Source organism: Actimicrobium antarcticum, from assembly GCF_039536745.1.
GTDB lineage: Bacteria > Pseudomonadota > Gammaproteobacteria > Burkholderiales > Burkholderiaceae_D > Actimicrobium > Actimicrobium antarcticum.
This window is the reverse complement of record NZ_BAAAZE010000005.1, coordinates 621,097-634,733: the sequence shown is the minus strand read 5'-3', so window position 1 is coordinate 634,733 and position 13,637 is coordinate 621,097. Positions and strand designations below refer to the sequence as shown.

General features: G+C 58.5%; 12 protein-coding genes. 9 read left to right on the top strand and 3 right to left on the bottom strand.

Features of this window, described 5'->3' with window-relative positions:
* Window positions 1-36 precede the first annotated feature (36 nt).
* Complete coding sequence (locus ABD720_RS05660) at window positions 37-1,065, bottom strand: Fe(3+) ABC transporter substrate-binding protein (protein WP_425547915.1); 1,029 nt, start codon at window positions 1,063-1,065, stop codon at window positions 37-39.
* A 133-nt stretch (window positions 1,066-1,198) separates the two neighbouring features.
* Between ABD720_RS05660 and pdeM the strand changes: the two genes are divergently transcribed.
* From pdeM to ABD720_RS05635, 5 genes are all read left to right on the top strand, one after another.
* On the top strand, window positions 1,199-1,879 hold the full coding sequence (gene pdeM / locus ABD720_RS05655; protein WP_344762263.1) for a ligase-associated DNA damage response endonuclease PdeM: 681 nt from the start codon (window positions 1,199-1,201) through the stop codon (window positions 1,877-1,879).
* A gap of 63 nt (window positions 1,880-1,942) precedes the next feature.
* Entirely contained in the window at window positions 1,943-2,158 is a 216-nt protein-coding gene (locus tag ABD720_RS05650; protein ID WP_344762330.1) for an alkylphosphonate utilization protein, read from the top strand.
* Window positions 2,159-2,170: 12 nt separating this feature from the next.
* Window positions 2,171-2,776: a gamma-glutamylcyclotransferase gene (locus tag ABD720_RS05645; RefSeq protein ID WP_344762262.1), complete on the top strand. Its 606-nt coding sequence runs from the start codon at window positions 2,171-2,173 to the stop codon at window positions 2,774-2,776.
* A complete protein-coding gene (locus tag ABD720_RS05640; protein ID WP_344762261.1) occupies window positions 2,773-3,252 on the top strand; it encodes an HAD domain-containing protein in 480 nt (159 codons plus the stop codon). The genes ABD720_RS05645 and ABD720_RS05640 overlap by 4 nt, the downstream gene beginning before the upstream one ends.
* Window positions 3,253-3,289: 37 nt before the next feature.
* On the top strand, window positions 3,290-3,754 hold the full coding sequence (locus ABD720_RS05635) for a DMT family transporter (RefSeq protein WP_344762260.1): 465 nt from the start codon (window positions 3,290-3,292) through the stop codon (window positions 3,752-3,754).
* A gap of 815 nt (window positions 3,755-4,569) precedes the next feature.
* Here ABD720_RS05635 and ABD720_RS05630 read toward each other — a convergent pair.
* Window positions 4,570-4,827 carry a hypothetical protein gene (locus ABD720_RS05630; protein ID WP_344762259.1) on the bottom strand — a complete coding sequence of 86 codons (258 nt, stop codon included), beginning with the start codon at window positions 4,825-4,827 and terminating at the stop codon, window positions 4,570-4,572.
* A 695-nt stretch (window positions 4,828-5,522) separates the two neighbouring features.
* On the bottom strand, window positions 5,523-6,713 hold the full coding sequence (locus ABD720_RS05625; protein WP_344762258.1) for a hypothetical protein: 1,191 nt from the start codon (window positions 6,711-6,713) through the stop codon (window positions 5,523-5,525).
* A gap of 37 nt (window positions 6,714-6,750) precedes the next feature.
* Here ABD720_RS05625 and ABD720_RS05620 point away from each other — a divergent pair, with 37 nt between their 5' ends.
* The 4 genes from ABD720_RS05620 to ABD720_RS05605 all read left to right on the top strand — a co-directional run bounded on the left by ABD720_RS05620 (window position 6,751) and on the right by ABD720_RS05605 (window position 13,508).
* Window positions 6,751-7,401, top strand: coding sequence for a tRNA-uridine aminocarboxypropyltransferase (locus tag ABD720_RS05620; RefSeq protein ID WP_344762257.1), 651 nt, complete (start codon window positions 6,751-6,753; stop codon window positions 7,399-7,401).
* 34 nt (window positions 7,402-7,435) lie between these two features.
* Complete coding sequence (locus tag ABD720_RS05615) at window positions 7,436-8,848, top strand: MATE family efflux transporter (RefSeq protein ID WP_344762256.1); 1,413 nt, start codon at window positions 7,436-7,438, stop codon at window positions 8,846-8,848.
* 85 nt (window positions 8,849-8,933) lie between these two features.
* The gene (locus ABD720_RS05610; RefSeq protein WP_344762255.1) at window positions 8,934-9,992 is read left to right on the top strand and encodes an AI-2E family transporter; all 1,059 of its coding nucleotides are present in this window, start codon (window positions 8,934-8,936) and stop codon (window positions 9,990-9,992) included.
* 36 nt (window positions 9,993-10,028) lie between these two features.
* Window positions 10,029-13,508 (top strand): bifunctional diguanylate cyclase/phosphodiesterase, encoded by a 3,480-nt coding sequence (locus ABD720_RS05605; RefSeq protein WP_344762254.1) that lies wholly within the window; start codon window positions 10,029-10,031, stop codon window positions 13,506-13,508.
* The last annotated feature ends 129 nt before the right edge of the window (window positions 13,509-13,637 follow it).

Here is a 13,637-nt window from a genome sequence, read left to right as displayed (position 1 = left end):
TTTTCAGCGCACGTCAGTTGGGGTGACTAACCCTGATTACTGCCATCCCGCCCGGTCGTAAATCTTTTGTACCGCGGCCTGATTCTTGGCCAGAATGCCGACGTTGATGGTCTCGGCCTTGAATGGTCCCAGGGCTTCCAAAGCCGGATTGGTGATCTTGACGCTTTTCACGACCGGCCATTCATTGTTACCGTCCGCAAAATACGCCTGCGCCTGATCCGACGACAGATACTCCAGAAATTTCACGGCAGCTTCCTTGTTCGGCGCATTTTTTAGCATGCCGCCACCAGAAATATTGACATGCGTGCCGGTGGTTTTCTGGTTAGGCCAGACCACCACGACCGAGTCCATGATCTTCTTGTCTTCGGGTTTGTCCGAGCGCATCAGACGTGCCACGTAATACGAGTTGGCCAGCGCCACGCCACATTCACCGGCGGCGACTGCCTTGATCTGGTCGGTATCGCCGCCCTTGGGCGAACGCGCAAAGTTGGCGACCAATCCCTTGGCCCACTCGGCGGTTTTTTCTTCACCGGTGTTTGCCAGCACCGAGGCGCCCAGCGACAGGTTGTACGGATGCGAACCGGAACGCACGCAAACTTTGCCTTTCAGGCGCGGATTGGCAAGGTCCTGATAGGTCTGGACCTCGGCCGGATTGATTGCGGTCTTGTTATAGACGATGACACGGGCGCGGGTCGAAAAGGCGTACCAGTCATCGGTGCGCAACTGCGCCGGAATCCGTGCATCCAGTATTTTTGAATTGACGCGACCAAACAGATTCAACTCATCGGCCTTGGCGAGGCGGGCTGCATCAACCGTGATGAAGACGTCGGCCGGACTGTTGGCGCCTTCGTTCTTGATGCGCTCCAGCAGTTCGTTTTCGCCCGCTTCGATGCGATTGATCTTGATGCCGGTTTGTTTGGTGAAGTTGCTGTAGAGGGCTTCGTCGGTCTGGTAATGACGGGCCGAATACAGGTTGAGAACTTTCTCCTGCGCTGACACTGAACTTGCTGCCGTGATGCACAGTGCGGCGATTGCCGTACCCAGTAAAGATCGTTTCATAAGCATCGCCTGTTGGTGTATCGAGTCGCAAAGTCTAAGCGAATTTCAAGCCAGATGCAAACCGTTCGCATTTGGAGTCGCGCGCCATCGAAAATGACATCCGGCGATAATCGTGCTTCTCCTGTTTCTTTTTCTAGCAATGATTCAACTCATTTCCGGCGAAATCCTGCAACTGCTGCCACAACGCGCTGCCTACTGGCCGCGTGAAAAAATGCTGATCATTGCCGATATCCACTTCGGCAAGGCGGCCGCATTCCGGGCCAAGGGCGTGCCGGTTCCGCACGGCACGACGGATCAGAATTTGCAGGAACTGGACAATCTGTTGCGCCAGTTCGAGGTCAGCCAGATCCTCTTCCTCGGCGACTTCCTGCATGCGAAAACTGCCCGTGCGCCAGCCACACTGGCTGCGCTGCATACGTGGCGTGCGACCCATCCGGACCTGCACCTGATACTGGTACGCGGCAACCACGACCTGCACGCCGGCGATCCGCCCGCCACCTTGCGCATGCAGATGGTCGATGAACCGCATCAGGTAGGCGCCTTCACGTTCTGCCACCATCCTGCGCCGCTGCCGGATACCTATGTGCTGGCCGGCCATGTGCATCCGGTGTATCGATTGGCGGCGGCTAACGATAGGTTGCGCCTGCCGTGTTTTGTGATTGGCGAGCGGCATGCGATCCTGCCTTCCTTCGGCGCTTTTACAGGCGGATTTGCCGTCACGCCGGCACCGGGCGAGCGCGTGATGCTGATCGCCGATGACCGGGTTTTTGCAGTCCCCGCTATGCCCGGAACATTGCCTCGACAGGTCGGGCGCTTATAATCCCGCAATTAATGTCGCAATCAATCTCGCAATCAATCTCGCAACTAAGCACACCAAGGATTCATCGTGGACGTAAAAGATAGCAACGGCAACCTGCTGGCAGACGGCGATTCGGTCAGTCTGATCAAGGACCTGAAGGTCAAGGGTACGTCGGTCACGCTCAAGCGCGGCACCATCGCCAAGAACATCCGTCTGACCGATGATCCCGAAGAAGTCGAATGCAATGTCGAGAAGGTCAAGGGACTGGTCCTGAAAACCTGCTTCCTGAAAAAAGCCTGACGCGGCTGCACCATGTCGTTCGATACCACTGCCGCCAACCAGCAGCGCCATCGTTTTGATGCCGATGCGCGGGTCTGGCTGTTCGGCTACGGGTCGCTGATTTTCAAGGCGGATTTCGTGTACATCAGCCGTCGACCGGCCAGTATTCGGGACTGGTCGCGACGCTTCTGGCAAGGTTCGCATGATCATCGCGGCACGCCGGATGCGCCGGGTCGCGTGGTCACTCTGGTGCCGGACCCCGGCGCCATCTGCCACGGCATGGCGTACCTGATTACACCAGAGGTCTTCGATCATCTGGACCATCGTGAAAAAAACGGCTACCTGCGCTTCATGGCGCCACTGACGTTTGAGGATGGTTCCGGTGCATCATCGCTGGTCTATATTGCGACCAAAGACAACGCCGCTTTTCTCGGGCCGGCGTCCGATGAGGACATCGCGCGCCAGATTGCCGGCGCGGTCGGTCCGAGCGGACGCAATCGTGATTATCTGACCGACCTGGCAACGGCCTTGCACGCGCTAGGAAAAAGTGACCCGCACGTGCTGGCGATCGTCGACGCATTATCAACAGAACCACTCGCACCAATAGTCCCTTCATCCAGAAAACCTGAACCTCCATGAAACTTCTCTACCTCGATTTCAACGGTGTACTGCACGACAGCATGGTCATGCGCAACCGCAAACGTGGCCTGTATCTGGCCAAAGCCGACCGCTCATTTTTCGAATGGATGCCCATCCTCGATGATTTGCTGGCGCCATATCCCGACGTCCAGATCGTGTTATCGACCAGCTGGGTGCGCGCCGTCAGTTTCGATACGGCCAAATACGACCTGTCACCTACCCTGCAATCCCGCGTGATCGGCTCGACTTTTCATCATCCCGGGCTGTTGCAAACTGCGTTCGATACGATGCCACGTGGCATGCAGATTCTGGGCGATGTCGAACGCCGCAAACCCGCCAGCTGGTTCGCGATCGATGACGATGCTTTCGGCTGGCCTGCTGCACACCGCAGCCGTCTGGTGGAAACCAGAGGCGATCTCGGCTTGAGTGACCCGGCGGCACAGGATGCGGTCCGGGCGATGCTGGCAGCGCTGTGATTCGCACAGACTTCACTGCCCGGAAAATGATCAGCCGATGAATATTGCCTTGTATGTACTGGCGTTTTGCGCCGGCTCCGCGATCTCGATACAGGCGGTCGTCAATGGTCGCCTCGCCACCAATCTGGACGGCAATACCGTCGCCGCTGCGCTGATTTCGTTTTGCATCGGCACGCTGGTGCTGGCTGTGTTTGCCGTATCGCGGGGCGGTTTGTCGGGTGTGATCGCGGCGCTGCCGGCACAACCGAGCTGGACCTTTGCAGGCGGCGTTCTGGGTGCGGGTTTTTTGTTCTCGACCGCATTCCTGGCACCGAAGATCGGACTGACCAACATGCTGGTGCTGATCATTGCCGGGCAATTGATCACGTCGATCACGGTGGATCAGTTTGGCCTGCTGGGCTCGCTGGCGCGACCGGTGACGCAGGTGCGCCTGGCCGGCATCGTGGTGGTGCTGGGCGGGGTGATGCTGACGCTGTTTGGCGAGCGGCTGCTGAAGTGGTGAGGAACATGCGGCGCAATGTGCTCTTGCCAGCCGCCGCACACCATAAGTGCAGCGAGCAGGATCAGCGTTTTTTTCGCGATGTTTTATCGCGAGAATTACCCTGACCCGGCTTGCAGATTCCACAACACGCTGAACCCAACAGTCATGCAGCGCACCTTGCGGCGCCCTGAACAATGAAAGAAACTGGCGGTACGAGACGCCGTCATGCAGGGATGTCATTCGAATGGCAGTGTCGACCTGCAAACCGCTCAATTCGTTTTACTTCACATCAACCCACCGCATCGCTGTCGGGCGAGGGTGGTGTGCCGCCGAACGGCTGATATCTTTCACGGCAACCTACGAGCTGAAAGTCGCAACATGCGGTTAGCTTTCTTTGCGGTTGACGGTTGACGGTTGACGGTTTGCGGTTGACGGTTTGCGGTTTGCGGTTTGCGGTAGCTAAAACGGGTTGTGCTCCGTGGAGGCAAGCCTGGTGCGGCCCGGCAGCCGGTTCTTTGCGTTGCGGCTTTGGGTCGTAGGTTGGGCTGCAAAGCCCAACATGCGTCAAGTTGCATTGCGGGTCGCCACCGCGCGCGGTCGTCGGTAGCTAAAACGGTTTGCGCTCCGTCATGGCCAAGCCGGGAGCGGCCCGGCAGCCGGTCACTTCTTTTTGCTTCGCCAAAAAGCAGTAACCAAGAAAAAGGCGACCGCAAGACCGCTGCCCTGCGGGTTCCCAAAAACCGGGTACGGCAAGAGGGAAGCCCGCAAACTCGCTACGCTCAGACAGTGCGGGCTTCTGATCCTCTTGCCGTACCCGGTTTTTGGCAGCGATCTTTTTATGCGGAATTCAAGGTCAAGACCAAGCCCAGCATTGGAACCAGCGAGATGGTCGTGCTCGCTTTGCGCGAGAAAACTTCCTCGTCGTGATCGACTTCGAGTTCAAAACCAACGTCAAAACCGACATCAAAACCAACGTCAAAACCAACGTCAAAACCAACGTCAAAACCAACGTCAAAACCAACGTCAAAACCAACATCAAAACCAACGTCAAAACCAACGTCAAAACCAAAACCTACAAGGCTTTTACAAGCCATCTTTCTCGCGCAAAGCGAGCCCAACCATGATCTAATCATCAAGGCTGGGCTTGGTTTTGACGTTGAATTCCGCATAAAAGGCCGCTGCCAAATACCGTGTCCGGGCAGGGGATAAGAGGGCCGCACTGTCTGAGCGTAGCGAGTTTGCGGCCCTCCCCCTGACCGGGCACGGTATTTGGGAACCCGCAGGGCAGCGGTCTAGCGGTCGCCTTTTTCTTGGTTACTTCATTTTGGCGAAGCAAAAAGAAGTGACCGGCTGCCGGGCCGCACCCGGCTTGCCTCCACGGAGCGCAACCCGTTTTAGCTACCGCAGACCGCAGATCGCGCGTCGTGGCGACCCGCAAAGGAACCTGACGCATGTTGGGCTTCGCAGCCCAACCTACGACCCAAAGCCGCAACGCCGCCGCGCAAAGAACCGGCTGCCGGGCCGCACCCGGTTTGGCTCCACGGAGCAGCAACCGTTTTAGCTACCGCAGACCGCAGCCCGCAGACCGCGCATCGTGTCGACCCGCAAAGCAACCTGAAGCAATGAAAGAAACTGGCGGTACGAGACGCCGTAATGCAGGGATGTCATTCGAATGGCAGTGTCGACCTGCAAAGCGCTCAATTCGTTTTACTTCACATCAACCCACCGCATCGCTGTCGGGCGAGGGGAGTGCGCGGCCGAACGGCTGATATCTTTCACGGCAACCTTACTACGCCACCACTCCCACCGGCACACCCTCGTCATCAAACGACGCAGCCACCGAGATCGATGCAATCCCGATCATCCCCAACGCGTCGCGCACGTCGTCCATCTCCGACGCCAGATCAGCCGTCATGATCAGTGGCTTCTCGGATGACGCCAGCAATGCCGCATCGCTTTTCGCATACAAGTTCACACGCAGCACTTTTTCATCACCGACTTCAGCCAGTCCCATGATGGCGTTCGCATCCGTTACCGCCAGACCCTGCTCGCTCAAACCATAGTTCAGGTCCGACATCATCTGCAGCATGAAGTACTCCGAAATGCCGCGCTCTTTGCCACCATGGAACAAGTCCTGATACAGGAAATGCACCTCGATCTCGCGATCGGCTGGTCCGAAGCAGCGCTTGATCAGCGGCGTGACCTGCTCGGTCCAGAGCTGGAAGCGCGATTCACGCGCGGCGAAGTACGCATCGGCAGCAGCATCGTCGGCCGGCACCTGATAGAAGGTGTCATCCACCGACTTCATTGAAAAGCCCACCAGAAAGCGCAATTCAACTGCCATGTCGTCTTCTGCAAACGGCTCGTCGGCCGGTTCGCCGATACTCAGGCCAATCGCAGTGGCGGTGGCCGCGCGCATGTCGTGCATCGACGCGTGAGCGTCACGCACCATTTCATGCAGATGGCTGAACGTGATGCCGTCGATTTCATCGAGCTGGTACGCGTGGTTGACCAGCACGACGGTGGCGTCCGGGCTTTCAAGCCCGGCTTCCTGCAGGCTCTTGGTCAGCAGTTCATACGCCTCCTGATCCTGAAAGCATTGCGCGCCTTTCAGGCCGCCGGTGGTGTGCAGGAACAGCGGAATGACGAAGGCATTGATCTCGGTGGCGCTGGCGCCGTCGCGCTGGATGACCACGACTTCGGCGGTTTCCTCGATCGCTTCCTTGAGCAGCAGATGCGCTTTGATGGCATCGTGCCGGGTCCATTCCAGCGCCTCGTAGAGGATGTCGTCTTTTTTCTGGTGCAGGCTTTTCTTGATGATCTTGTAAAAATCCGCCGCGTTTTCCCGCGCCGTGGCATTCTTCGCCGGACTGCCGGCCAGGTACGCTGCAAGGGCACATAACTGCCGTGTCAATGCATCGTCTTTTTGCTCGGGCGACTCGGCAGATTTCCGGGGGGCGGGCTTTTTATTTTTCGGCATGGTGTGCTTTGTTCTTTAATGTGAATACAAACAATCAATGGAATCCGGTGTGACTTCTGTCCCTGCCGTCCGTGCGCGGTGTGCGCGATGCCTGCGTGCGCAATCGGCCTGCATTTGCCAGTGGATCACGCCGGTCGCCACCGCGACCGAGGTCGTCATCCTGCAGCATCCGCTGGAAGTCGCGAATGCAAAAGGCAGCGCACGCCTGTTGCATCTGAGTCTGGCGGGCAGCATGCTGGTCACTGGCGAACGCTTTGCGGAACCCGACTTGCGTGCCTTGCTGGACGGTCAGGATAGCGGCAGGACAACCCTGCTGCTCTACCCCGATCAACCCGGCCAGCCACTGCGGCCGCTGTCGCTGCCGCATCCGCAGTTACACCGACTGCGCGTGATTGTACTGGATGGCACCTGGCGCAAGAGCCGAAAAATGCTGTTCCGGAATCCGCTGCTGCAGCAGTTGCCGCGCCTGGCGCTGCAGGACCTGCCGACATCGCAATACCGTATCCGCAAAGCCCATCGCGCCGATCAGTTGTCGACGCTGGAGGCGACCTGCCACGCATTGCTGCAGGTTGGCGAATCCGCCGCCCCCTTGCACCGGTTGCTGCGCGCCTTCGATGGTTTTGTGGGGCAGCAGGCGGGCTATCAAATTGCTGGAATCGAACGCGCATCCAGCGCTGGTCAAGAGTAAAATCCGTTCCCTTTCATTCGCCATTGACCGTCTCATGCTTCAGACCATCCTGTCTCGCCGTCCTGCCATCCTGACCGAAGCCTCCGCCTTGTGGCAACTGGCATGGCCGGTCGTTATCGGCCAACTGGCGACCGTGGGCATGTCCGTGGCCGATGTCGCGATGACCGGCCATCTGGGCGCTGATGATCTGGCGGCAGTCTCGCTCGGTGCGTCGATCTGGACCATCGTCGTTGTCACGATCATGGGCATCATGATGGCGATCAATGCCGTGGTTGCCCACGAAGTTGGTGCCGGCACGCGCGACCGAATCCCCCATGCAGTGCGGCAGTCACTCTGGAAAGCGCTCGGCGTCGGAGTGGTCGCCACGATACTGACGAACTGGTCGACGATCGTGTTCGATCATCTCGGACTGGATGCGCTGGTGCACGCCAAAGCATCCCTGTTCGTGCATGTCATCAGCATCGGCTTGCTGCCATTCGCCGCCTATCGGGTGCTGTACGGCTACAGCGCCAGCCTGAATCAAACCAAACCGGTAATGGTGATCGCGCTGTTCGGACTGGCCTTCAATGTCTTCGTGAACTGGTTGCTGGTGTATGGGCACTGGGGGTTTCCGCAACTGGGTGCCGTGGGCTGTGCCTGGGCCACCGGCCTGGGCTTATGGCTGATGCTCGGGGCAATGATCTGGTGGATCAAGCGGGCTTCCGTGTACCAGGACACCACCCCGTTTTCGGGCTGGGAAGGCCCGCAATGGCAGGCGATCTATCGCATGCTGAAAATGGGCCTGCCGATCGGCGTCACCTACTTCGCCGAAGTCAGCGCCTTCAGTGTGGTGGGCTTGCTGGTGGCGCGCTTTGGCGCGGTCACCATCTCGGCACATCAGATTGCGCTGAATTTTTCATCGCTGGTATTCATGGTGCCATTGAGTCTGGGCATCGCACTGCTGACGCGAGTCGGGCAGGCAGCCGGCGAAGGTGATGCGGAACGGGCGCGCTTTGTGTCGTGGGTCGGGGTCGGTGTTTCGCTGGCGTTTGCGGTGCTGTCGGCCAGCTTTATTGCGCTGTTCAGGTATCAGATTGCCGCAGCTTACACCTCGGACGCGGCGGTTCAGGAACTGACTGTCCACCTGCTCTGGTTTGCCGCCCTGTTCCAGTTGTCCGATGCCACCCAGGTCGCCGCCTCGTGCGCGATCCGGGGCTACAAGGTCACACGGCCACCGATGGTGATCCACCTGACCGCGTTCTGGGGCTTTTCGATTCCGCTCGGATGCGTGCTCGGACTGGCACCGGCGTGGCTGCCGTGGGGCCCGGCCGAGCCGATGGCAGCCACCGGATTCTGGATCGGACTGGTGCTGGGCTTGTCGGTTGCGGCAGTGGGTCTGGTCTGGTATCTGCATCGTTTATCGACCAGTCGCGTCCGACAGCAACGAGCTCGATTGACGCCAGCGTGAGCTAATTTGTGTTCAAGCATTAAGTCGCGCATCCGCTTCGGGTAGGATGCGTTGGATACGAATGTTACTTTTACCAGGAGCGCGGATGACGCATTCAGAACTGAACCAGAAAGCTTTTCTCTTGTTGCTGGCAATTGTCACTGTGGCTTTCGGCTGGATACTTGTGCCATTCATCGGCGCGGTGTTTTGGGGTGCGGTGCTGGCGTTGCTGTTCGCACCATTGAATCGTCGCCTGCTTGACCGCTTTGGCCAGCGCCAGACTCTGGCCGCGCTTGCCACCTTGATGATCGTTCTGTTCATCGTGATCCTGCCATTGAGTCTGATCGGTATTTCACTGATTCAGGAAGGCGCACTGGTAGTGCAAAAAATCCGCAGCGGCACGCTCGACTTCGGTGCCTATTTCCAGCAAGTGGTGAATGTCCTGCCGACGTGGCTGGTCAGCCTGCTCAGCCGCTTCGGTCTTGATAATTTCAACGAGATGCAAACGACGCTGTCGACGGCACTGCGGCAAGGCAGTCAGACCATCGCCACGCAAGTGCTGAGCATCACCCAGAACACCTTCGATTTCGTGGTTGGTTTCGGCCTGATGCTGTATCTGCTGTTTTTTTTGACGCGCGATGGCGCAGCGCTGTCGGCACGCATCAAGCACGCCATTCCGCTGGAGCGCGAACAAAAAAAACAGCTGTTTGCGAAATTCACCACGGTCATTCGCGCCACCGTCAAAGGCAATATCGCAGTCGCTGCCAGCCAGGGTGCGCTGGGCGGCATGATGTTCGCCTTTCTGGGCATTCAGGGTGCCGTACTCTGGGGGGTGCTGATGGCGGTGCTGTCCTTGCTGCCAGCAATCGGTGCAGCATTGATCTGGGGACCGGTAGCGCTCTACTTCCTGCTGACCGGCGCGATCTGGCAAGGCATCACGCTGGTGGCGTTTGGCGTACTGGTGATTGGCCTGGTCGATAATATTTTGCGCCCTTTGCTGGTCGGTAAAGATACGCAGATGCCGGATTACGTGGTATTGATTTCGACAGTAGGCGGAATTTCCGTGTTCGGATTGAGCGGGTTTGTGATTGGCCCGGCGATCGCGGCGATGTTCATGGCGGCATGGACTCTGTTCAGCCGCGAAAAAGACCTGACCAAAGGCTGATTTCAACATCACCACTCCGGAAAAATGACCGCTTCCATGACATCCCTGCCCCAGCAGCACACGCACTCCCTGTTCGATCAGAACCCGGATGCGGTGGTGTCGTTCGATTTGCAGGGCAGGTTCGTGGCACTCAACGGAGCGGCTGAATCGCTGATTGGCTATGCCATTGATGAACTGATCGGCACCGCATTTCTGTCGCTGATCGCTTACGACAACCGTCAAGCAACGGTCGACGCATTCTTGAAAGCGATGCGCGGCGAGAGCACGACCTTCCGCACTGTGCTGCACCGAAAGAATGGCGAGCAGCTCCATCTGTGGCTCACCAGTTTGCCCATCACCGTGAACGGGGTAATCGTCGGCGTCTACGGGATTGCCAAGGACATGTCGGGGCAGGCCAATACCGAAGAACGCAACCGGCTCAGCGAAGAGCGTTTTCGCAATGTGGCGCGGGCCACCACGGACCTGGTCTGGGACTGGGAGTTCAGTACCGGCACCATCTGGTGGAACGAAGGAATGCACACGCTGTTCGGCTATTGCGCAGCCGATCTGGAACCGGGTATCGAGTCGTGGACAAGCCGGATTCATCCGGACGATTTGGACCGCGTGTTCAAAGGCATCCGCGCCGTGATCGATAGCAGTGCGACTGACTGGACCGATGAATACCGCTTCCGGCGCAAGGATGGCTGCTACGCCTTTGTAACCGACCGCGGCTTCGTGATTCGCGATGACGATGGCAACCCGGTGCGCATGGTCGGCGGCATCAGCGACATCACCGCACGGCAGGAGTCGCAGCGGTTGCTGGATCAGCTCAACCGCGCCTTGCGCATGCTCAGTGCGTGCAATCAGGCCATGATCCGGGCCGGTAGCGAACAGGAATTGCTCGACCATATCTGCCAGATCACCCGCGACCTGGGTGGCTACAACATGGCCTGGATCGGATATGCCAAAAATGATGCGGCGCGCACCATTGCCACTGCCGCACACGCCGGTGTCGAGGCTCGCATACTGGAGATATTACGCATCAGCTGGTCGGAGGACACGCCGGAAGGGCAAGGTCCATCGGGCATGACGATACGCAGTGGCCAGCCTACTGTCATGACGGATGTACGCAACGATATCCGCTTCGCCGCGTGGCAGCCATTTGCCGAAAAATACGGCTTTAATACCGTGCTCTGCCTGCCATTGCGCAATGCCGACAAGACCTTCGGCACCCTGACACTGTATTCGGCCGAACAGCGCGCAGTGCCGGCCGAAGAGATGATTCTGCTGTGCGAACTGGCCGATAACTTGGCCTTCGGCATCGAAAACCGCCGTATCCAGGAAGAGCGCCGCCGCCTGCAATTAACGGTCGAAAAGGTGGCGGCAACCGTCTCCTCGACATCGAGCAGCACCAACGCTGTTTTTTTTGATGAGCTGGTTCGCAACATGATCGCGGCGGTGGGTGCCCAAGCGGGCTACATTGCCCGCTTCACCAATCCTGCCCTGTCGATGGCGCAATCGGTCGCAGCGGTGGCCGGACCGGACTCTCAGCCGAACTTTGTGTGTTCGATGCAATGTGCGCCGTGCGCCCGCGTGATCAGCAAGGGTGAATGCGTCATCGACGACGCGCCGGAAGCGGACTTCCCCGGTGCCAGCGGATTCCAACCCGGGCCGATGCGAGGCTGTGTCGGTGTGCGGCTGGATAACTCCGAGGGGCAGCCGATCGGTGTCATGTTCGTACTGTTCAGTGATCCGCTGGAGCGGGTCGACCACACCTTGTCGACACTGCGTATTTTTGGCGCACGCACTGGTGCCGAACTGGACCGACAGGTCGTCGATGCGCGCTTGCGCGACCAGGCCGCCCTGCTTGACCTGGCCACCGATGCCATCATCGTGCGCGACATGCACGGTGCCGTCACGTTCTGGAACCAGGGTGCCGAGCGACTTTATGGATGGAGTAACGCCGAAGCACTCGACCAGGCAATGCTGACCCGCACTGCCGCAGAAACACTTGATTTACATGAATCGCTGGAAGATACCTTGCGTGACGGAGAATGGCATGGAGAACTGCTGCAGCGACGCAAGGATGGCGGCTCGGTGGCAGTCGAAGCGCGCTGGACGCTAATCCGGGACGACAACGGTGAGCCAAAGTCGATCCTCGCGATTGAAACCGATATGACCCGGCACAAGTCTGCCGCCAGCAAAATAGAGCGCCTGGCATTCTACGATCGCCTCACCGATTTGCCGAATCAACTGTTGCTGCGCGACCGCTTGCAGCACGCTCTGGAGTCAAACGAGCGCAGCGGACGCATGGGTGCCCTGTTGTGCGTCAATCTGGATAACTTCAAGGGATTCAACGATGCACTCGGTCACGAAAAAGGCGATCTGTTACTGCAACTGGTCGCAGTACGACTAAGTTACTGTCTGCGCGCCAGTGACACGGTGGCGCGCACCGGCGGTGATGAATTCGTGATCCTGCTGGTTGACCTGGGCGAGAGCGCGACCGAGGTCGCGTCACTCGCAAAACTGGTGGCAGAAAAAATCCTCGGCACGTTTGGCGACCCATTTCATCTTGGCGAACAGGAAGCCATCACCACCCCGAGCATCGGCATCACCCTGTTCTCAACCACTACCAACACCATCGACGAGCTGATGCGGCGCGCCGATCTGGCGATGTATCAGGCCAAGGCCGCTGGTCGCAACACCATGCAGTTTTTTGATCCTGACATGCAGGCAGTCGTCAGTGCGCGCGTGGCATTGGAAGCCGAAATCCGCGCCGGCCTCAAGCTGGGCGAGTTCCTGTTGTACTATCAGGTGCAGGTCGGCATCGCTGGTATTCCGACTGGTGCCGAGGCACTGGTGCGCTGGCAACACCCGCAACGCGGGCTGGTGCCGCCGGCAGCGTTTATCCCGATCGCCGAAGAGACCGGGTTGATCATCGCACTAGGCCGCCATGTTCTTGAACAGGCCTGTTGCCAGCTGGCGCAATGGGCCTCGGATCCGGCGTTGTCGGCTTTGACTCTGGCAGTCAATGTCAGCGCACGGCAGTTCCGTCAGAAGGATTTCGTGGCCGAGGTCCTGACCGCATTGCGGGAGAGTGGCGCCAGGCCAGATCGACTAAAGCTGGAATTGACGGAGAGCCTGCTGATCGACGACGTCGAAGAAACCATCCTGAAAATGAACCATCTCAAATCAATGGGGGTCGGTTTTTCGCTTGACGACTTCGGTATCGGGTATTCCTCGCTGTCGTACCTGAAACGCCTGCCGCTCGATCAACTGAAGATCGACCAGTCGTTCGTGCGCGATATCCTGACCGATCCGAACGATGAAGCCATTGCGCGTACGATCGTCGCGCTGGGCAACAGCCTCGGCCTGACCGTGATCGCTGAAGGTGTCGAAACTGCAGAACAGAAGTCGTGCCTGACTGCACTCGGGTGCTATTTTTTCCAGGGTTATTACTTCAGTCGACCGGTGCCGGTAGAGGCATTCATCGGCTTTGTACGTAGCCCGATCCCGGCTGGATCGGTGTCAGTCTGAGGTAGTTTGCGATGAATAGTTAGTACAGTGGCGCAATACTTCAAGGTAATTCATTGCATCGCAGCAGCCATAGCTGTTAAGTGTGGTGGCGCACAATCTTGTAAGTCGATATTGGTTACTGTATTGAAT

Excerpts from the sequence above, each read along its gene's own strand:
- ABD720_RS05635 (WP_344762260.1), top strand. The coding sequence starts at position 3,290 with ATGAATATTGCCTTGTATGTACTGGCGTTTTGCGCCGGCTCCGCGATC.
- ABD720_RS05620 (WP_344762257.1), top strand. The coding sequence starts at position 6,751 with ATGGAATCCGGTGTGACTTCTGTCCCTGCCGTCCGTGCGCGGTGTGCG.
- ABD720_RS05605 (WP_344762254.1), top strand. The coding sequence starts at position 10,029 with ATGACATCCCTGCCCCAGCAGCACACGCACTCCCTGTTCGATCAGAAC.
- ABD720_RS05645 (WP_344762262.1), top strand. The coding sequence starts at position 2,171 with ATGTCGTTCGATACCACTGCCGCCAACCAGCAGCGCCATCGTTTTGAT.
- pdeM (WP_344762263.1), top strand. The coding sequence starts at position 1,199 with ATGATTCAACTCATTTCCGGCGAAATCCTGCAACTGCTGCCACAACGC.
- ABD720_RS05660 (WP_425547915.1), bottom strand. The coding sequence starts at position 1,065 with ATGCTTATGAAACGATCTTTACTGGGTACGGCAATCGCCGCACTGTGC.
- ABD720_RS05625 (WP_344762258.1), bottom strand. The coding sequence starts at position 6,713 with ATGCCGAAAAATAAAAAGCCCGCCCCCCGGAAATCTGCCGAGTCGCCC.
- ABD720_RS05630 (WP_344762259.1), bottom strand. The coding sequence starts at position 4,827 with ATGGCTTGTAAAAGCCTTGTAGGTTTTGGTTTTGACGTTGGTTTTGAC.
- ABD720_RS05610 (WP_344762255.1), top strand. The coding sequence starts at position 8,934 with ATGACGCATTCAGAACTGAACCAGAAAGCTTTTCTCTTGTTGCTGGCA.
- ABD720_RS05615 (WP_344762256.1), top strand. The coding sequence starts at position 7,436 with ATGCTTCAGACCATCCTGTCTCGCCGTCCTGCCATCCTGACCGAAGCC.
- ABD720_RS05640 (WP_344762261.1), top strand. The coding sequence starts at position 2,773 with ATGAAACTTCTCTACCTCGATTTCAACGGTGTACTGCACGACAGCATG.